The sequence below is a fragment of the Pseudomonas saponiphila genome (assembly GCF_900105185.1).
GTDB classification, from domain to species: domain Bacteria; phylum Pseudomonadota; class Gammaproteobacteria; order Pseudomonadales; family Pseudomonadaceae; genus Aquipseudomonas; species Aquipseudomonas saponiphila.
In genome coordinates, this window is record NZ_FNTJ01000002.1 from 405,497 (window position 1) to 423,771 (window position 18,275).

The following is an 18,275-nucleotide window of genomic DNA, read 5'->3' on the forward strand; positions in this document are numbered from 1 at the left end:
CCCTATAGGGGCAAGGCCAGGTAGAACTGGGTGCCTTGTCCCGGCCTTGAGTAGACCCCCATGCGCCCGCCGTGGAGCTGGACGATTTCCTTGCACAGCGCCAGCCCGAGCCCGGCGCCGCCTTTCTTGCGCCCGACCTGGACGAAGGGCTCGAAGATCCGTCCCTGCTGGCCGTAGGCAATGCCCTCGCCGTTGTCCTCGACGCTGATGATCACCCGCTCGCCATGTCGTCGAGCCTGCAAGCAGATCTGACCGCCGCTGGCGGTATGGCGCAGGGCGTTGTCGATCAGGTTGTCCAGGACCCGTTCCAGCTGCGGCCGGTCGGCGTGCAGGCGCGGCAGCGGCGCCTGGATGTCCAGCAGCAGGTTGATGCCCTGGCGTTGTGCCGGTTCGTGGAAGCGTTCCAGGGTCTGCTCCAGCAGCTCTTCAAGGGGACAGGGAGCGAGGGTGAGCTTCTGCAGGCCGTTCTGGTAGCGCGAGAAGTTCAGCAGATCATTGATCAACTGCATCAGGCGCTGCATTTCTTCGTTGACCGTATTGAGCAGGTCGGTTTCCCGGGACTCTTCGGCAAAGTGCAGGCGTTCCTGGAGCAGGCCGAACGCCATGTGCATGCCGGTGACCGGGGTGCGCAGCTCGTGAGAGGCGCGCAGCACGAATTCACTGCGCACCCGCTCGAAGGCACGCTGTTCGGTGACGTCGTGGAGCACCATCACCGCCCCGAGAATATGGCCCTGGGTGTGGCTCACCGGGGTCAGGCTGTAGGTCAGCAGGCGGGACTCGCCGTCGACCTCCACATCCAGGTCTTCCGGTGCTCGTTCCAGGGTGCCGCCGCGCAGGACCAGCTGCAGCTGCTCATCCAGCTCCGGGCGTTGCAGGGCACTGCCCAGGCCCTGGCCGAGGCGCTCCTGGTCCCAGCCCAACTGGCGCTGGGCCACCGGATTGAGGTGCTCCAGGCAGCCTTGACGGTCGATCATCAGCAGGCCGTCGTCGATGCTGTCGAGCACCGCCTGCAGGCGCTGCTGACCGGCCAGCAGTTCATCGACGTTGGTTGCCTGATGCTGGCGCAGGGCCTCGGCCATGATGCCGAAACGCCGGGTCAGCAGATTCATTTCCGCGGCTGTGGAGATGGGCAGGGTGACGTCGAAGTTGCCTTGGCCGATCTTGTCCGCGGCCTTGGCCAGGGCCTCGATGGGGCCGCCGAAACGCCGGGCGATGGCATGGGCGGTGATAAAACCTATGATCAGCACCGCCAGGGCCACCAGGCCCAGCAGGCCGGCCACCAGCAGGGCGCGGTCACGGGCCTGGCGCTCCACCTGGCTGATGTTGTCCAGGGCACTCTTGTGTTCGTTGATCAGGCCGTTGCGCAAGGCATTGAAGCGCTCGGTCAGTGCATCGTTGTCGCTGATTCCGGGGGCACCGCTGGAGCGCTCGAAGGCCTGGAAGAAACTCAGGTAGTCATCGCGGGCCTGCTGAAAGTGGTGGGTGTCCTGGTTCTGCTGTTCCTGGGCGATGCCCTGGTCGAGCAATGCCAGGTAGTGCTCCCGGGAGGTTTCCAGGGCCGCGCGGTCGGGCTCCTTGCTGAGCATGATGATCAACTGGTCGCCCAGGGTCTGGCGCAGCTTGAGCCCCAGGTCCAGGGTGATGAAGTTGTTGCGGATCAGCGACTCTTGGGTATTGGCCATCTGCATCACGCTGACCAGCCCGAGCACCAGCCCCAGCAGGGCGACGGTGATCAGCGCCGAGATGCTCAGAAACAGCCGGGTTCGCAGTTTCATCGCTATCTTCATGGGGGAGCGCTCACAGGTTGTACTGTTTGCGTTTGCGGTACAGGGTCGAGGCGTCGATGCCCAGGGTCTTGGCTGCTTGGTCCAGGGTGTCGCTGGTGGCCAGGACCGCGCCGATATGGGCCTTTTCCAGCTCATCCAGGCTCAGCGCCGCACCGATCCGCGGGGCATTGTTGGTGGGTTGTTCGGCCATGCCCAGGTGGATGATCTCCACCCGTTCCTGGGGACAGATGATGCTCGCCCGTTCCACCACGTTGCGCAGCTCGCGGATGTTGCCCGGCCAGCGATAGTTGAGCAGGGCTTCCCGGGCCTCGTCGCAAAAGCCCCGGGCCGGTCGCGAGTACTCCTTGACGAAGCGGGCGAGGAAGCGATCGGCCAGGGTCAGGATGTCTTCGCTGCGTTCGCGCAGGGGCGGCAGGTGCAGGGTGATCACGTTCAGGCGGTACAGCAGGTCTTCGCGAAAGCGCCCGTCGCGCACCATGTCCTCGAGGTTGAGGTTGGTGGCGGCAAGAATCCGCACATCGGCCCGGCGAGTCACCGGGTCGCCGACGCGTTCGTATTCCTTGTCCTGGATGAAGCGCAGCAGCTTGGGTTGCAGGGTCAGGGGGAAGTCGCCGATCTCATCGAGGAACAGGGTACCGCCGTCGGCCTGATTGACCCGGCCCAGGGTGCTTTCGCTGGCCCCGGTGAATGCTCCGCGGCTGTGGCCGAACAGCTCGCTCTCCATCAGTTCGGCAGTCAGGGACGGGCAGTTGATGGTCACGCAGGACTTCTTCGCCCGCTTGCTCCAGCCATGGATGGCCCGTGCCAGTTCGCCCTTGCCGGTGCCCGATTCACCGAGAATCAGAATGTTGGCGTCGGTGCCGGCCACCTGGCGCGCGGTTTCCAGCACCACTTTCATGGCCGGGCTGTGGGAGTCCAGGCCGTCCTTGGGCTTGCGGACTTCACCTTCCAGGGCTTCCAGGCGCGCCGAGAGCTGGCGCACTTCCAGTTGCTTGGCGGTGGCCAGGCGCAGTTGATCGGGGCTGCAGGGCTTGACCAGGTAATCGGCGGCGCCGGCCTGGATGGCATCCACCGCGGTATCCACGGCGGAGTGGGCGGTGACGATCACCACCCGCATCCAGGGCGCCTGGGTGCGCATCTGGGCCAGCACGTCCAGGCCGTTGTCTTCTCCCAGGCGCAGGTCGAGGAAGCACAGGTCGAACACCTGGCGTTGCAGCAGGGCATCCGCCTGGGCTGCGCTGTTGGCGGTGGCCACGGTGTAGCCCTCGTCTTCCAGGCAGTAACGGAAGGTGCGAAGGATTGCGGATTCGTCATCCACCAGAAGGATGCGGCCTTGATTCTCCGGCGCTGACTCCATTTCGCAGGCTCCTTTAATGAATGATCTTCTTTAGTCCCGGATAAATCGGGCAAGTTGCAAGGTTGATTCTGATCGATTCCACGGCATGCAGGTTAGATATCTCCGGCCGAAATGCCTAACCGACTGAAACTCAATGGGTTTAGCGCTGCTCGGCGTGGATCGGGTCTGTATCAGGCTGTCCGCCGCTCGGCAAAGTTCCCCCACAGATCAAAAAGCCCTCCAGGCGGTCCGCGCCCATCGTGCATTTCGCACGGTCGGCCAGCGTGCATCGTGCAGGATGCGTGTGGAGCCGTTGTTTTGGTTGTATATAAGCTGTTGATTTTATTGATATTTATTCCTTTGTAAAAGCTGGCATGCAGACTGCACTAACCCTCCTATGAGCGAAGCACGAGCCATGGCTTCCATAACAATATCGCCACCAGCGTGGGAGGAGTTTCAGGATGAATCGCCAACGTTTTGCCCAATTGCGTATTGCGCCACTGCACCTTCAGCAAGGTCTGTTCGCCAGTCTGGCGTTGCTGGTCACTCTGATCGCCGGGCAACAGTACCAGCGCTGGCAGGACAGCCAGGCGCCTGCTCCGCGGGTGCCGGTCCATCACTTCACCCAGACCCATTTCAGCTCGGTGAGCAGCACGCTCAACGATGCAACGCCCGTGCAACTGATGGCCGTCGATCAGGCGCAGCCGGCGCTTGAGGCGCCACGTCAGCAACGCTGGGTGTTCTAGGCACCAAGGTCCGGCCCGCATCAGGCGGCGTCCGGCGGCTCCACCGGCACCATCACCAATAGAAGAGTAAGGAGAATCATCATGCTGAGCTGGGCAATCACATTCCTGATCATTGCCATCGTCGCTGCGGTACTGGGCTTCGGTGGTATCGCGGGCACCGCCACGGGTATCGCCAAGATTCTCTTTGTGGTGTTCCTGGTGATGTTCATCGCTTCGTTCTTCTTTGGCCGTCGTGGTCGAGGCTGACCATGCGCCCTTCGTTGAACACCTTGGCCACCGCGCTCGCGCTGTTGCTGGGCGCCAGCACCCTGGCGGTGGCCGCCAATGATGGTCAGGCCCGCGCCAACCAGCTGCTGGGTTCCGATCCGCAGTTTCGTGAAACCTGGCAGAAGGTCGTGCAGCAAGAGGAGCGACTGCCCGAATGGGTGATGAACCTGTCGGGCGATGCGCCACAACAGATGAATGCAGTGACCGAAGGGGGCGATCAGTACCTGGTCGGGCCGCTGTGCGAAACCGCGCAGAGCTGTCAGAACCAGCGGCTGGTCCTCGCCTTCAGCTTCAACAAGAAGCATGCCTACGCCTTGTGGGTCGAAGTACCGGCCGGCTTGCCCGCGGACAAGTCGCCGACGCGGCATGCCAGTTACCGTTTTCTCGGTAAGCCGGACGCCGGCATGCAGGCTTTGCTGCAAGAGCAATTGCGCAAGGATCCGAACTGGTACTGAGTCCGGTATTGCCGATCTTGCATAACAGATAGGCGAAAGAGCCACCCAGGCGCTTTCGACTTTGCACCGCCCGAGGAAGGCGCGTGCATGACCAAGGGGCCGGGATGTTCTGATGCTTGCATGATCGGAGTGACCTAGGGGTACAGGGAGTGCCTCCGCAAGGGCCGGGTCAGGAAAGAGCGGCGGCGCAAGCCCACAAGTCGTGATCGACTTGAAGGGCTTGCGGCGTGCTTGAATGGGCAAAGAACCGTTCTAGAGCCGTTGTTACATCTGCGCCGAGGCGTATTCCGAAAAAAATCTTCCATTGACGCCGATCAAACGTTACCTGGTGTTTCTCTGCGACCGTATATCGAGAAACTTTGCGGAATAATCGCAGTGTTTCCAGGCGACCGAATCAGAACATTCTCATGTTTTTTACGATCTTTTCCTGACCTGTCCGACATGCCTGCACGCCGCCTGAAATGGCGGTTTCACGGCATTTATGCCTGCCGAAATGTCGTATTCGAACCGGTTGGGACGCTCGTTTTATTTGGAAAAACTCATGCCGATTCGGCATAGGGTAGGCGTTTACGGCATTAGACGTTCCCCCCTGGCATCGGAATAGTTGCGCCTTTTTTCGCCCGCACAGAGCTGTAAATGCTCACTCGGGATGACCTTATACGGGGGCCGATGCACAAACTTTTCCGCTATTGAGCGTTCCAGTTCGCGCATCAGCCCGAGTCCAACTGAAGTAAGGGTAATGATATGAAGAAGGCAAAATTAAGCCTCGCCTGGCAGATCCTCATCGGTCTGGTCCTGGGGATTGCGATTGGCGCACTGCTCAATCATTTCAGTGCTGAAAAAGCCTGGTGGATCAGCAACGTCCTGCAACCTGCCGGCGATATCTTTATCCGCTTGATCAAGATGATCGTGATCCCGATCGTCATCTCCTCGCTGATCGTCGGCATTGCCGGGGTCGGCGACGCCAAGAAGCTTGGCCGCATTGGTCTGAAGACCATCATCTACTTCGAAATCGTCACCACCATCGCCATCGTCGTCGGCTTGCTGCTGGCCAACCTGTTCCATCCGGGCGCGGGTATCGACATGAGCACCCTGGGTACCGTGGACATTTCCAAGTACCAGGCCACCGCCGCCGAAGTGCAGCATGAGCATGCGTTCATCGAAACCATCCTCAACCTGATTCCGTCGAACATCTTCGCGGCCATGGCCCGCGGCGAGATGCTGCCGATCATTTTCTTCTCGGTGCTGTTCGGCCTGGGCCTGTCGAGCCTGCAATCCGACCTGCGCGAGCCGCTGGTGAAGATGTTCCAGGGCGTCTCGGAAAGCATGTTCAAGGTCACCCACATGATCATGAACTACGCGCCGATTGGTGTGTTTGCCCTGATCTCGGTGACCGTCGCCAACTTCGGTTTCGCCTCCCTGTTGCCATTGGCCAAGCTGGTCATCCTGGTCTACGTGGCCATCGCCTTCTTCGGCTTCGTGATCCTTGGCCTGATCGCCCGCCTGTTCGGCTTCTCGGTGATCAAGCTGATGCGCATCTTCAAGGATGAGCTGGTGCTCGCCTACTCCACCGCCAGCTCGGAAACTGTGCTGCCGCGGGTGATCGAGAAGATGGAAGCCTACGGTGCGCCGAAAGCCATCTGCAGCTTCGTGGTACCGACCGGCTACTCCTTCAACCTCGACGGTTCGACCCTGTACCAGAGCATCGCGGCCATCTTCATCGCCCAGCTGTACGGCATCGACCTGTCCATCAGCCAGCAATTGCTGCTGGTGCTGACCCTGATGGTCACTTCCAAAGGCATTGCCGGGGTTCCGGGCGTGTCCTTCGTAGTGCTGCTGGCCACCCTGGGCAGCGTCGGCATTCCGCTGGAAGGCCTGGCCTTCATCGCCGGTGTCGACCGGGTGATGGACATGGCGCGTACCGCCCTGAACGTGATCGGCAACGCCCTGGCGGTACTGGTCATCGCACGTTGGGAAGGCATGTACGACGACGCCAAGGGCCAGCGCTACTGGAACTCCCTGCCGCACTGGCGCAGCAAAGAGCCGCTGCCTGCCGGCGAAACCACCAAGGGCTAAGCGCCTACTGCGTAGGAGCTGGCTTGCCAGCGAAGAGGCCCCGAGCCCTGCACATGCCTGGACGCTCGCCTTCGCCGGCAAGCCGGCTCCTACAGATGACAGACCCCGGTTAATCCGGGGTTTGTCGTTTCTGCCCGCCCCGCTATCATTCGCCGCATCTTTCGAGGGGTATGACCGATGCTCAATGGCCTGTGGCTTGGCTTCTTTGTCGTGGCGACCGTGTCGGCCCTGGCCCAGTGGCTGGTGGGCGGTAATGCCGGGATCTTCGCCGCCATGGTGGAAAGCATCTTCGCCATGGCCAAGCTGTCGGTCGAGGTGATGGTGCTGCTGTTCGGCACCCTGACCCTGTGGCTGGGCTTTCTGCGCATTGCCGAGAAGGCCGGCATCGTCGAATGGCTGGCCAAGGTCCTGGGCCCGCTGTTCAAGCGGCTGATGCCGGAGGTCCCGCCCGGTCACCCGGCCCTGGGCCTGATCACCCTGAATTTCGCCGCCAACGGCCTGGGCCTGGACAACGCCGCCACGCCCATCGGCCTCAAGGCCATGCGTGCCTTGCAGGAGCTCAATCCCAGCGCCACCACCGCGAGCAATGCGCAGATCCTGTTCCTGGTGCTCAACGCCTCGTCCCTGACCCTGCTGCCGGTGACCATCTTCATGTACCGCGCCCAGCAAGGCGCGGCGGATCCGACCCTGGTGTTCCTGCCGATCCTCCTGGCTACCAGTGCCTCGACCCTGGTGGGCCTGCTGTCGGTGGCGGTGATGCAGCGCCTGCGTCTGTGGGACCCGGTGGTGCTGGCCTATCTGATCCCCGGGGCCCTGGCCCTGGGCGCCTTCATGGCCTTGCTGGCGACCCTCTCGGCCACGGCCCTGGCGTCGCTGTCGTCGATCCTCGGCAACCTCACGCTGTTTGGTCTGATCATGCTGTTCCTGGTGATTGGCGCGCTGCGCAAGGTCAAGGTCTACGAGGCCTTTGTCGAAGGCGCCAAGGAAGGCTTCGAGGTGGCCAAGAACCTGCTGCCGTATCTGGTGGCCATGCTCTGCGCCATTGGCGTGTTGCGGGCTTCCGGGGCGCTTGATTTCGGTCTAGACGGCATTCGCCACCTGGTGGCCTGGGCCGGTTGGGACACACGCTTCGTCGATGCCCTGCCCACCGCCATGGTCAAGCCATTCTCCGGCAGTGCCGCCCGGGCCATGCTGATCGAAACCATGAAGACCCAGGGCGTGGACAGCTTCCCGGCCCTGGCGGCGGCGACCATCCAGGGCAGTACCGAAACCACCTTCTATGTGCTGGCGGTCTACTTCGGTGCGGTGAGCATCCAGCGGGTGCGGCACGCCGTGGGCTGTGCCTTGCTGGCGGAGTTCGCTGGCGTGGTGGCGGCGATTGCGGTTTGCTACTGGTTCTTTGGCTGAGTTGACCGAGTCTTCGCCGGCAAGCTGTTGTGGCTCAATATTCCTGGACCACTCTGTAGGAGTTTCAACCTAAGGAAGCATCATGGGATTTCGGGTTGTTAGCGCTGAAGAAAAGGCCGAAGCCATTCGCTTGGTCGTGGAAATGAATTACTCGGTGCCTAAGGCATGTGAGCAAACTGGGGTTGGGCCTACAGCCCTGCGACGCTGGGTCGCCAGATGGCGCAAGGAGCATGAAGGAGCCTTGCTGCCCACACGCCCTCAGGACCAGGAACTGATTGATTCACTGCAGGCCAGACTCGCCTTGCTGGAAGCCGAGAATAGCGTCCTAAAAAAGCAATTGCCCTCTCATCTGAAGGTGCTGTTCAGCCGAATCAAATGATCGAGGGGTTGAAAGGACAGCTCTCCATTCGGCACTGCTGTCGACTTCTGGGCGTGCCTCGCAGCAGCTATTACGCCAAGCCCGTGGCTCGGTCTGAACCTGGGGTCGAGCGGCAACTGGAAAAGACCATTCGGCAGCTGCACCGGGAGCATCGAGGTGCCCTGGGCGCCCGGGGATTTGCCAGGGAGCTCAAAAAACAGGGCGTAGCGGTTGGGCGCCATCGTATGGGCCGTCTGATGAAAAACCTTGGGCTGGTCAGGCGACGAGCCCGTTACGCTCACTATCGTCGGACCGGAAAGCCCAGCAATACCGCAGCCAATCTCCTCGATCGTCGCTTTAATCCTGCATCACCCAATACGTTTTGGGCCGGAGACATCACTTACATTCGCGTCGGTGGAAGCTGGCTGTACCTGGCAATCGTGATGGATTTGTTTTCACGTCGGATCATCGGCTGGGCCTTTTCCAGGACCGCCGATGCCGAGCTGTCGCTCAAGGCGTTACGGCTGGCTGTTGGCATACGTCGGCCTGGTTCAGCGCTGGTATTCCACTCGGACCAGGGCTGCCAATACACCGCGGATCGCTTTGTCGAATACCTGGCTGAAAAGCAGATCGTGCAGAGCATGAGTCGACGCGCAAACTGCTGGGACAACGCGGTGGTGGCGCGTTATTTCCGGACACTGAAACACGATTGGTCGCCTGAAAATGGCTACCAGAATCATTTTGAGGCGCAGAAGGATGTGATGGATTTCATTGCCCATTACAACCATCGGCGTTGCCACAGCGCCTCGAACGATCTGCCGCCCGCTGCTTTTGAAAGGCTGGCGGCCTAATGCTCCTACAGAGTGGTCCAAAAAAGCTGGACCACTACAAGCCGGCTCCTACACCACCGGTAGGAGCCGGCTTGCCAGCGAATGGGCGCTCAACGCTTGAGCGCCCGATTGCCCTGCCCCACCGCCCAGTCCACCACCTGTCGGGTCAGCGCATCGCTGGCCTGGCCAAACCCCGTCACCACCGCCGGTATCCCGGTTTCAGTCAGTGGCTGGCGCACTTCGAAACGTCGACTGGCGAGGATCTTCTGGTCATTGCCACGAATCAGTCGCGCGTCCAGGCGGATCACCACCTGGACGGTCGTGCCCTGGTACTCGGTCTGGAAGGCTTGCAGGTCGCCGCCCAGGGCCAGGTCGGTCTGCAGGTTGCTGTCGTCGGTGCTCAACAGCTGTACCCGGCCATCGCGCTGGAAGCCGTCCAGCAGGCGGTTGCGCAGCAGGATCGGCGCCGGGTCGCTCCAGCGCGAAGCCTTGTAGCTGCTGATCAGGTTGCCCTGGGGAAGTACCGCGATCCGCGCGCTGTTCAGCGCGTCGCCGGCCTGGGGCTTGAGCAACTGCAAGGACCACGGCAGGGCCTGGCTCGGGGCCGTGGCGCCGGCCTGGTTCACCGGCAGCCGATAGATGTCCAGCGGCTCGCCCTTGGGCAGGATCGAGCAGGCGCCGGTCATGACCAGGGCGGCACTCAGGGCCAAGCGGGCAAACAGGCGATCGGCACGCTTCATGGCGTGAACTCCTTGTTTTTCTCGTTACCCAGCAAATAACCGCCGGGGTTGGCTTCCAGGCGGCGGGTGATGCTCCGCAGCGAGCCCAGGGTTTCGCGCAGTTCGCGTACCGCTGGCGCCAGGCCGTTGAGGCCCTGCATGCCGTTGTTCAGCGAGTCCTGATTGTTGCTCAGCAGCGTGTTCAGGGTGGCGCTGCTCTGCTCCAGGTTGCGCATGGCCTGTGCCGCGCTGCCGACCATCTGCTTGCCCTGGTCGCTGAGCAGGCCGTTGGCGTTGCGCATCAGCGCGGTGGTCTGTTCCAGCATGGCGCTGGTCTGCTTGCTGATGGTGCCCAGTTGCTGCATCAGTTGGCGCAGCTCATCACGTTGCCCGGCGATGCTCGCCGAGGTTTTCTGCAGGTTGTCCAGGGTGCCGCTGACCCGTTCCACGTTGTCCGGGGAGAACATGCGGTTGGCGTTGTGCAGCAGCAGGTTGACCCCGGTCATCAGGTCGTTGCTGTTGTTCAGCAGGCGGGCGATGGGCGATGGCGAGGCGATGATGGTCGGCAGTTGGCCATCCTTGCCCTTGAGGGGCGGGCTTTGCGGCGTGCCGCCGCTGAGCTGGATGATCGAGGTGCCGGTGATGCCGGTCAGGGCCAGCTTGGCCTGGGTGTCTTCCTTGATCGGCGTTTCACTGCCCAGGCGGATCTGCGCCAGTACCCGGCGCGGGTCCTTGGGATCCAGGCGCAGGTTGACCACATCGCCGACCTTGATCCCGCTGTATTGCACGGCGCTGCCCTTGGACAGGCCGCTGACCGCCTCGTTGAACACGATCTGGTAGTCCTGGAAGGCGCTGTCGACACTGGACTTGGCCAGCCACAGGCCGAACAGCAGGGCGCCGGCCACCACGATCACGGTGAACAGGCCGATCAGTACATGATGGGCTCGGGTTTCCATGTCATCCCTCGTTGGTCTGTGTAGCGGCCTGATAGGCCGCGCGGCCGCGAGGGCCATGGAAGTACTGGTGAATCCATTCGTCCGGGGTTTCGGCGACCACATCGATGGCGTCCGCCACCAGTACCTTTTTCTGTGCCAGCACCGCCACCCGGTCGGTGATGGTGTAGAGCGTGTCCAGGTCGTGGGTGACCAGGAACACACTCAGGCCCAGGGCATCGCGCAGGGTCAGGATCAACTGGTCGAAGGCGGCGGCCCCCACCGGGTCGAGGCCGGCGGTGGGTTCGTCGAGAAACAGGATATCCGGGTCCAGGGCCAGTGCCCGGGCCAGGGCGGCACGCTTGATCATCCCGCCGGACAGCGAAGCCGGGTATTTGTCCGCCGCCGACAGTGGCAGCCCGGCCAGCGCCAGCTTGACCGCCGCCAGGTGCTCGGCATCGGCGCGAGACCGCCCGGCATGCTCGATCAGTGGCAGGGCGACGTTCTCGGTGACCGTCAGCGAGGTGAACAGCGCGCCCTTCTGGAACAGCACGCCAAAGCGCCGTTCGATCAACGAGCGTTGTTGTTCCGGCAGGCTCGGCAGGTCCTGGCCAAAGACCCGCACCGAGCCTTCGCTGGGTTGGCGCAGGCCGACGATGCTGCGCAGCAGCACCGACTTGCCGCTGCCGGAGCCGCCGACCACGCCAAGGATCTCGCCCTTGAACACGTCCAGGTCGAGGTTCTCGTGCACGCTCTGCTTGCCGAAGCGATTGCACAGGCCGCGGACATCGATCACCGCCTCGGTTGGCGCGCGTGGTGCACGGCTCACCAGCCCATCTCCATGAAGAACAGCGCGGCCACGGCGTCGATGACGATCACCACGAAGATCGACTGGACCACGCTGGAAGTGGTGTGGGCCCCCACCGACTCGGCGCTGCCGCTGACCTTGAAGCCTTCCAGGCAGCCGATGGCGGCGATCAGGAAGGCAAAGACCGGCGCTTTCACCAGGCCCAGCAGGAAGTGTTTGACGCCAATGTCCGAATGCAGCAACGAAAGGAACATCGCCGGCGAGATATCCAGGGACAGGGCACAGACCACGGCGCCGCCAATGATCCCCGAGAGCATCGCCAGGAAGGTCAGCATCGGCAGCGCCACCAGCAACGCCAGGACCCTGGGCAGCACCAGCAGCTCCATCGGGTCCAGGCCCAGGGTACGGATCGCATCAATCTCTTCGTTGGCCTTCATCGAGCCGATCTGTGCGGTGAAGGCACTGGCGGTGCGTCCGGCCATGAGAATCGCGGTGAGCAGCACGCCGAACTCCCGCAAAAAGGAAAACGCCACCAGGTCCACGGTAAAGATACTGGCGCCGAAATTGGCCAGTACCGTGGCCCCGAGAAAGGCCACCACGGCGCCCACCAGGAAGGTCAGCAGGGCGACGATGGGGGCGGCGTCGAGGCCGGTCTGTTCGATGTGTGCCACCACCGGGGTGATGCGCCAGCGTTTGGGGCGCAGCAGACCGCGGGCCAGGGTTTCGAGGATCAGGCCGATGAAGCCGAGGACTTTCAGGGTGTCCTGCCAGACGGTGTAGACCGCGCTGCCGATGCGCGAGAGCAATTGCACGCTGACGGAAATCTCCGGCTCCCTGACCGGCACACAGAAATCGTTGAGCGAACTGTAGACCGTGTGCAGCAGCGCGCGGTCGGCGCTGGACAGGGTGCAGCCCGGGTGTTCGGCGGACTGGCCCAGGCGTTCGGCACCCAGCAGCTCCACCAGCAGCGAGGCGCCGGCGGTGTCCAGGGCTCCCAGGCCGTTGAGGTCGATGTGGGTGCTGCTATCGTAGTGGCCGTGGAGGCTCTGGCAGAGACGCTTGAGATCGCTGTAATGGGCCAGCGTCCAGTCGCCACCGATGCGCAGTTGCGCCGGAGAGTGGGCGTTGTCCAGTTGAGCGGTGCCGGGCGTCATGCGGGTATTCATAAGCTCCGAGCTTGTGTGGCGATTGCGCAGTGCTACGTAATAGCACGATCGCCGTTACTTTGCCTCGCCGCTCTTGGTCGCATCTTGATCTGGATCGGTGATCTCGAAGCGCAGCACGCCAATCACCTGCCCGTCCTCGGTGATGACCCGGACCTGCCAGTTGCCCGCCGGGTTGGCCGGGAAGTTCTGCTTGTGGGACCAGGCGCGGTAGCCCTCCTTGCGCCCGCCGCGAATGTCCAGGGCGATGCGGTCCACTTCACTGCCGTTGAACTGCCAGACGTGATAGATGCGCTCGTCCAGGCCCCGGGGCGCGTTGATCGCGGTGTAGGCGTACAAGCCGTCGCTGCGCACCTGGCGGCTGCTGACCTGTTCCAGGCTGTCTCCCGGCGTGCGGTCCTGAAGCTGGGTGCTGATGGCGTCCTCGGTCAGCCAAAGGGTGGCCGGCGGCACCCAGGAGCGCAGCAGCCAGCCGGTGCTGCCAATGGCCAGGGTGATGCACAGCACCGCCAGGGCACTGCGCAGGCTGCGGATCGGCAGGATCGACGCCAGGCTGGGGAAGGACAGGAGCATGGCGATGCCCAGGGCCAGCTTGAAGCTCTGGGCCGTGGTCAGGTGCAGGATCAGCGGCAGCGCGGTGAGCAGGGCGGCGAACAGCGTCAGGGTGTGCAGGGCGAGGAACAGCCAGCGCCGCGGGGCCAGCCATTTGTAGTACAGCGGGTCGGTGATGGAAATCAGTGCCGCGGCCCCCAGCAAGCCGGTGAACACCAACTGGCCGCTGTTCCAGCTGGTGGTGATGAAGAAGAACGGCAGGACGAAGAACAGGCTTTCCTGGTGGATCATCTGTGTGGCGTAACGCAATAGCGGCTGCGGGATCTCGCGCTTGAAGACCTTGGTGAACAGTTGGGTCAGGCTGTTTTCCAGCATCAGCCAGACCCAGCTCACCAGCAGGATCACGGCGATCCACGAGGCCAGGCTCTGCTGTCGATCGACCAGGATGAAGCTGCTGACTCCGGAGATGAACCCGCCGAGCGCAATGACCCCCGGGTAGCGCTTGATCAGTTCCAGAACGCGCTGAATATAGAGGGTCAGGTTAGGCATCGGGCGGGGATCACAGTCTGGGCAGTAAAAAACCGCGACAGGATACCGTTGGCCGCGGCCCGTGGCGAGGGAGCTTGCTCGGGCTGGAGGCCTGTAGCGCTGCCCGGCTCCGCCACGCCGTCAGCGGCAGACTGCGGTGCTCCCGCTACAGCGGACGTGCGCGACGCCGACGCTGCCACAGGCAGGCGCCGAGGCTGGCGCAGAGGATCAGGCCCAGCAGGCCAGCGCCCAGCCACAGCAGTTGTTCGTCGCCCAGCAGCGGCTTTTCGATGCGCAGGTAGCCCGGCTGTTGCAGCAATTGCTTCAGGGCCCGATTAGCCTGTTCCAGGCTGACTGCCCGCAGGCGCTTGGCCGGGTCGCTGAAACGGCCGTTGTCGAAGTCTCCCAGGGCGCTCCAGTAGTAGTCCGCCAGGGCGCTGTTGCCTTGCACCGCCCAGGCCTGGCGGTCGATGGCGGCCTGTTTCAGGCGCTCGAAGGTGGCCGGGTCGAGGCCGTCCTTGAGCAGGTGCGCCCTGAGCTGTTGGACCACGTGGCGGGCCTGGGGCAGCGCATCACGCTCCAGGTCGGCATTGAGGCTGAGAAACCCTACCCCGCCGAAGACTTCCCGATCGCTCCAGGGGCCGTAGGACAGTTCGTGCTCCAGGCGCAACTGGCGGTACAGCGCCCAGTCCAGGTAGTCCTTGAGCAGGTCGAACGTCTCGTCGTGCTGCTGTTCCAGCTGGGGTTCGGGAAACAGCCAGTGCAACTGGGCGCTCTGCCCTACCCAGCCTTGGATCAGGTCGCGCTCGGCGGCGGCCGTGCCCTGGATCTGCGGCAAATCGGGGTGCTCGCTGGGCTCCACCGGAACCAGGGCGCCGTAGGTGCGTTCAAGATAGGCCGGCAGCAGGCGGTCGAGTTCGCCGACCACGATCAGGGTCATGTTGTTGGGGGCGTACCAGTCCCGGCGCACTTGCTCCAGCTGGGCCAGGGTCAGGTGCCCGACTTCGGCGCGCTCGGCGCACTTGAGCCCCAGTTCCACCGCCAGCTGGTTGCCGGCCCTATGGCCCAGGTCCTGGCGGTCGAGCCAGCGCTGCAGGTGCGAGTAATGGCCGCCGTCTTCGCGCTCCACCACCTGTTTGGCGGCGGCCACTGCGTTGTCGTCAAGGCGGGTGCGGGTCAGCAGCGACAGCAGCAGGTCGAGGACCTTGCGCTGGTTTCTCGCCGGGGCCTCGATGACGAAAGTGGTGTCGGCATTGCTGGTGTAGGCATTCCATTCGCCGCCCAGGGCCTGCATGCGTTCTTCCAGGCCGCCTTCGCCGCTGGCGTCGATGCCGCTGAACAGCAGGTGTTCCAGCAGGTGCGGCAGTTCCTTGTCGGCACAGGGGAAATCGTCCAGGCCGACCCCCACCACCAGGCGGATCGCCACGTGGCCGCGTTCGCTACCGGGTTTGAGCAGCAATTGCAGGCCGTTGGGCAGGGTGTAGCCTTCAGCCTGGAAGCGATCCAGGGCCCATCCTTGTGCACTGCCCAGCAACAGGCAGGCGAATAACAGACAACGCATAACAAGCTTCCTTACGGCGTGCGTAAGTTTTAGAGACTGCATGTAACTCTGGACGTTCAGGGTGAATGGGTGATGTCAGCCATGTCTTCGACTTGCAGGGCCCCGGTGTCCGAGGTTTCCAGGACCACGTAGGCGCTGCTGCAGAACAGCGAGTTGAGACGCTTCATGTCGGCGATCAGTTCCAGGTGCAGGGAACTGGTTTCGATGCTTTGCACGATCTTGCGCTGCAGGCGGCTGACGTGGGCGTGGGCCAGGCGCCGTTCCTGAGCGCGGAAGCGGCGTTTTTCCCGCAGCAGTTGCCGGGCGCTTTCCGGGTCGGCGCTGAGGAACACCGAAAGTCCCAGGCGCAGGTTGGCGATCAGTTGCGCGTGCAGCCCGGTCAGCTCTTCCAGGCCCACTTCGGAGAAGGAGCGGCGTTGCGAGGTCTTTTGCTGCTGGACCTTGCGCAGCATGCGCTCGATCAGGTCGCTGGCCAGCTTGAGGTTGATCGCCAGTTCGATGATTTCCGCCCAGCGCCGGCTGTCCTGCTCGCTGAGGTCCTCGCGGGGCATTTGCGCCAGGTACAGCTTGATCGCGCTGTACAGCGCTTCGACATCATCGCTCAGGGCTCGCAGCTCCTGGGTGATGGCGGTCTGTTTGCCCCGCAGCACATCGCGCATGGCTTCCAGCATGTTGTCGATCAGGTCGCCGATGCGCAGGGTTTCCCGGGCGGCGTTGGCCAGGGCCAGGCTCGGCGTGGCCAGGGCGGCCGGGTCCAGGTGCCGTGGACGCGCGCGGCCATTGTCCTGGGGCCGTTCCGGCAGCAGCCAGCTGCAGAGCCGGGCCATGGGGCCGACACTGGGCAGCAGCAACAGGCAGCGCGCGGTGTTGTACAGCAGGTGGAAGCCGATCACCACTTCCTGGGGGCTGAAGTCCAGGCTGTCCATCCAGTGGGCCAGGGGGTTGAGCACCGGGATGATCAGCAGCAGGCCGATCAGTTTGTACAGCAGGCTGCCCAGGGCCACCTGGCGGCCGGCGGCGTTTTGCATGCTGGTGCCGAGGAAGGCCAGCACCCCGCTGCCGATGTTGGCGCCGATCACCAGGCCGATGGCCACCGGCAGGCTGATGACGCCGGCCCCGGCCAGGGTGGCGGTGAGCAACACCGCCGCCAGGCTGGAGTAGGACACCATGGCGAATACTGCGCCCATCAGGGCATCCAGGAGGATGTCGCCGGTCAGCGAGGCGAACAGCACCTTGACCCCTTGGGCGTGGGTAATAGGTGCGGCGGCTTCGACGATCAGTTGCAGGGCCAGGATGATCAGGCCCAGGCCGATGCCGACCCGGCCCAACTGCCCGGCGCGGGTCTGCTTGCGCGAGAGGAAGAAGATCACCCCGAGGAAGATCAGCAGCGGCGACAGCCACGACAGGTCGAAGGTCAGCACCCGGGCCATCAGCGCGGTGCCGACATCGGCGCCGAGCATGGTCGCCAGCGCCGGGGTCAGGGCCATCAGGCCCTGGCCGACAAAGGAGGTCACCAGCATCGCCGTGGCGTTGCTGCTCTGGACCATGGCCGTCACCAGGATGCCGGCAACGAAGGCCAGCGGTCGCCGGGCCATGTTCTGGCCGATCACATGGCGCAGGTTGGAGCCGTAGACCCGCAGGATGCCGGTACGGACGATGTGCGTGCCCCAGATCAGCAGGGCCACGGCGGAAAGCAAATTGAGCAGGGTCAGCATGAGAGGCCCCCCCTGGGGTGAAGAGCCCCAAGTGGGGCCAGTGGACGTTGTTGCGTGAGGTTCTACGTTATGTATTTAAGCTGTAGTTGGCTAACGCACAGGGCGCCAGCATCGCATAGCTCAAGCGGCGTTTGAAACAAAACTGTCATGAAAACAACTGGCTGCAGACGTGAAAAAGGGGCTCGAAAGCCCCTTTTTCCTGACGCCCGTTCGCGGTTATTGACCGGGAACGTCCTTGCGCAGTTTCACCGGATCCTGCTGTTTTTTCTTCTTCGCGATGGCGCTGCGCATCTTGATGTTGATGGCTTCCACCGCCAGGGAGAAGGCCATGGCGAAGTAGACGTAGCCCTTTGGCACGTGCACGTCGAAGGCTTCGGCGATCAGCACCGTGCCCACCACCAGCAGGAACGACAGCGCCAGCATCTTCAGCGACGGGTGCTTGTCGATGAACTCGCTGATGGTCCCGGCGGCCAGCATCATCACCAGTACCGCGACAATGATTGCCGCCACCATCACCGGTACGTGGGACACCATGCCCACCGCGGTGATCACCGAATCCAGGGAGAAGACGATGTCGATGATCGCGATCTGGATGATGGTGTAGAAGAAGTTGCCGCCCTTGCCCTTGGGTTCATCCAGGGTTTCGTCCTCGCCTTCCAGGGCGTGGTACATCTCCTGGGAGCTTTTCCACAGCAGGAACAGGCCGCCGAAGAACAGGATCAGGTCACGCCCGGAAATGCCCTGGCCGAAGACCACGAACAGGTCGGCGGTGAGGCGCATGACCCAGGTGATCGACAGCAGCAACAGAATGCGCGTGACCATGGCCAGCGCCAGGCCGAAGATCCGCGTGCGCGGCTGCATGTGCTTGGGCATGCGACTGACCAGGATCGAGATCATGATGATGTTGTCGATGCCCAGGACGATCTCCAGGGCGGTCAGGGTGAAGAAGGCAACCCAGATTTCCGGGTTGGTCAGCCATTCCATGTGTAGTCCTTTGCGCGAGTGTTATGGCCCGGGCCGTGACGCCGGCCCGGG

17 protein-coding genes are annotated in these 18,275 nt (G+C 63.2%); 7 read left to right on the forward strand and 10 right to left on the reverse strand.

What is annotated here, in order from left to right; genetic code table 11:
* Positions 1-2: 2 nt before the first annotated feature.
* Both BLV47_RS23805 and algB read right to left on the reverse strand, forming a co-directional pair.
* Complete coding sequence (locus tag BLV47_RS23805) at positions 3-1,787, reverse strand: KinB sensor domain-containing domain (RefSeq protein WP_092318268.1); 1,785 nt, start codon at positions 1,785-1,787, stop codon at positions 3-5.
* A gap of 10 nt (positions 1,788-1,797) precedes the next feature.
* Positions 1,798-3,144: a sigma-54-dependent response regulator transcription factor AlgB gene (gene algB / locus BLV47_RS23810; RefSeq protein ID WP_016963951.1), complete on the reverse strand. Its 1,347-nt coding sequence runs from the start codon at positions 3,142-3,144 to the stop codon at positions 1,798-1,800.
* Between the two features lie 440 nt (positions 3,145-3,584).
* Between algB and BLV47_RS23815 the strand changes: the two genes are divergently transcribed.
* From BLV47_RS23815 to BLV47_RS23845, 7 genes are all read left to right on the forward strand, one after another.
* Positions 3,585-3,869, forward strand: coding sequence for a hypothetical protein (locus BLV47_RS23815; RefSeq protein ID WP_092318271.1), 285 nt, complete (start codon positions 3,585-3,587; stop codon positions 3,867-3,869).
* Between the two features lie 81 nt (positions 3,870-3,950).
* On the forward strand, positions 3,951-4,115 hold the full coding sequence (locus BLV47_RS23820) for a DUF1328 domain-containing protein (RefSeq protein WP_003170804.1): 165 nt from the start codon (positions 3,951-3,953) through the stop codon (positions 4,113-4,115).
* A gap of 2 nt (positions 4,116-4,117) precedes the next feature.
* Positions 4,118-4,591, forward strand: a complete 474-nt coding sequence (locus tag BLV47_RS23825) for an inhibitor of vertebrate lysozyme family protein (protein ID WP_092318274.1) — start codon at positions 4,118-4,120, stop codon at positions 4,589-4,591.
* A gap of 744 nt (positions 4,592-5,335) precedes the next feature.
* Complete coding sequence (gltP, locus tag BLV47_RS23830) at positions 5,336-6,667, forward strand: glutamate/aspartate:proton symporter GltP (protein WP_092318277.1); 1,332 nt, start codon at positions 5,336-5,338, stop codon at positions 6,665-6,667.
* Positions 6,668-6,844: 177 nt separating this feature from the next.
* The gene (locus BLV47_RS23835; RefSeq protein WP_092318279.1) at positions 6,845-8,074 is read left to right on the forward strand and encodes a nucleoside recognition domain-containing protein; all 1,230 of its coding nucleotides are present in this window, start codon (positions 6,845-6,847) and stop codon (positions 8,072-8,074) included.
* A gap of 82 nt (positions 8,075-8,156) precedes the next feature.
* The gene (locus BLV47_RS23840) at positions 8,157-8,453 is read left to right on the forward strand and encodes a transposase (RefSeq protein ID WP_092308884.1); all 297 of its coding nucleotides are present in this window, start codon (positions 8,157-8,159) and stop codon (positions 8,451-8,453) included.
* Positions 8,450-9,283, forward strand: coding sequence for an IS3 family transposase (locus tag BLV47_RS23845; protein ID WP_092318282.1), 834 nt, complete (start codon positions 8,450-8,452; stop codon positions 9,281-9,283). Before BLV47_RS23840 ends, BLV47_RS23845 begins: the two co-directional genes overlap by 4 nt.
* Before the next feature lie 89 nt (positions 9,284-9,372).
* Here BLV47_RS23845 and BLV47_RS23850 read toward each other — a convergent pair whose 3' ends face one another.
* The 8 genes from BLV47_RS23850 to BLV47_RS23885 form a co-directional block, all read right to left on the reverse strand.
* Positions 9,373-10,002, reverse strand: a complete 630-nt coding sequence (locus BLV47_RS23850; protein WP_092318285.1) for an ABC-type transport auxiliary lipoprotein family protein — start codon at positions 10,000-10,002, stop codon at positions 9,373-9,375.
* Complete coding sequence (locus BLV47_RS23855; RefSeq protein ID WP_092318289.1) at positions 9,999-10,937, reverse strand: MlaD family protein; 939 nt, start codon at positions 10,935-10,937, stop codon at positions 9,999-10,001. The genes BLV47_RS23850 and BLV47_RS23855 overlap by 4 nt, the downstream gene beginning before the upstream one ends.
* Before the next feature lies 1 nt (position 10,938).
* Positions 10,939-11,742 carry an ABC transporter ATP-binding protein gene (locus tag BLV47_RS23860; protein ID WP_092318292.1) on the reverse strand — a complete coding sequence of 268 codons (804 nt, stop codon included), beginning with the start codon at positions 11,740-11,742 and terminating at the stop codon, positions 10,939-10,941.
* Positions 11,739-12,887 carry an ABC transporter permease gene (locus BLV47_RS23865; RefSeq protein ID WP_092318295.1) on the reverse strand — a complete coding sequence of 383 codons (1,149 nt, stop codon included), beginning with the start codon at positions 12,885-12,887 and terminating at the stop codon, positions 11,739-11,741. The genes BLV47_RS23860 and BLV47_RS23865 overlap by 4 nt, the downstream gene beginning before the upstream one ends.
* Before the next feature lie 54 nt (positions 12,888-12,941).
* A complete protein-coding gene (locus BLV47_RS23870; RefSeq protein ID WP_092318298.1) occupies positions 12,942-13,985 on the reverse strand; it encodes a DUF5924 family protein in 1,044 nt (347 codons plus the stop codon).
* A 145-nt stretch (positions 13,986-14,130) separates the two neighbouring features.
* Complete coding sequence (locus BLV47_RS23875) at positions 14,131-15,525, reverse strand: M16 family metallopeptidase (RefSeq protein WP_092318301.1); 1,395 nt, start codon at positions 15,523-15,525, stop codon at positions 14,131-14,133.
* 56 nt (positions 15,526-15,581) lie between these two features.
* Entirely contained in the window at positions 15,582-17,240 is a 1,659-nt protein-coding gene (locus tag BLV47_RS23880) for a Na/Pi cotransporter family protein (protein WP_092318304.1), read from the reverse strand.
* Positions 17,241-17,456: 216 nt separating this feature from the next.
* A complete protein-coding gene (locus BLV47_RS23885; RefSeq protein WP_092318307.1) occupies positions 17,457-18,224 on the reverse strand; it encodes a TerC family protein in 768 nt (255 codons plus the stop codon).
* Positions 18,225-18,275 lie beyond the last annotated feature (51 nt).

Bases quoted from the DNA above. Each gene is read 5' to 3' on its own strand.
- BLV47_RS23885 (WP_092318307.1), bottom strand. From the start codon at position 18,224: ATGGAATGGCTGACCAACCCGGAAATCTGGGTTGCCTTCTTCACCCTG.
- BLV47_RS23815 (WP_092318271.1), top strand. From the start codon at position 3,585: ATGAATCGCCAACGTTTTGCCCAATTGCGTATTGCGCCACTGCACCTT.
- BLV47_RS23835 (WP_092318279.1), top strand. From the start codon at position 6,845: ATGCTCAATGGCCTGTGGCTTGGCTTCTTTGTCGTGGCGACCGTGTCG.
- BLV47_RS23855 (WP_092318289.1), bottom strand. From the start codon at position 10,937: ATGGAAACCCGAGCCCATCATGTACTGATCGGCCTGTTCACCGTGATC.
- BLV47_RS23865 (WP_092318295.1), bottom strand. From the start codon at position 12,887: ATGAATACCCGCATGACGCCCGGCACCGCTCAACTGGACAACGCCCAC.
- algB (WP_016963951.1), bottom strand. From the start codon at position 3,144: ATGGAGTCAGCGCCGGAGAATCAAGGCCGCATCCTTCTGGTGGATGAC.
- BLV47_RS23820 (WP_003170804.1), top strand. From the start codon at position 3,951: ATGCTGAGCTGGGCAATCACATTCCTGATCATTGCCATCGTCGCTGCG.
- BLV47_RS23880 (WP_092318304.1), bottom strand. From the start codon at position 17,240: ATGCTGACCCTGCTCAATTTGCTTTCCGCCGTGGCCCTGCTGATCTGG.
- BLV47_RS23850 (WP_092318285.1), bottom strand. From the start codon at position 10,002: ATGAAGCGTGCCGATCGCCTGTTTGCCCGCTTGGCCCTGAGTGCCGCC.
- BLV47_RS23875 (WP_092318301.1), bottom strand. From the start codon at position 15,525: ATGCGTTGTCTGTTATTCGCCTGCCTGTTGCTGGGCAGTGCACAAGGA.
- gltP (WP_092318277.1), top strand. From the start codon at position 5,336: ATGAAGAAGGCAAAATTAAGCCTCGCCTGGCAGATCCTCATCGGTCTG.
- BLV47_RS23845 (WP_092318282.1), top strand. From the start codon at position 8,450: ATGATCGAGGGGTTGAAAGGACAGCTCTCCATTCGGCACTGCTGTCGA.
- BLV47_RS23805 (WP_092318268.1), bottom strand. From the start codon at position 1,787: ATGAAGATAGCGATGAAACTGCGAACCCGGCTGTTTCTGAGCATCTCG.
- BLV47_RS23870 (WP_092318298.1), bottom strand. From the start codon at position 13,985: ATGCCTAACCTGACCCTCTATATTCAGCGCGTTCTGGAACTGATCAAG.
- BLV47_RS23840 (WP_092308884.1), top strand. From the start codon at position 8,157: ATGGGATTTCGGGTTGTTAGCGCTGAAGAAAAGGCCGAAGCCATTCGC.
- BLV47_RS23825 (WP_092318274.1), top strand. From the start codon at position 4,118: ATGCGCCCTTCGTTGAACACCTTGGCCACCGCGCTCGCGCTGTTGCTG.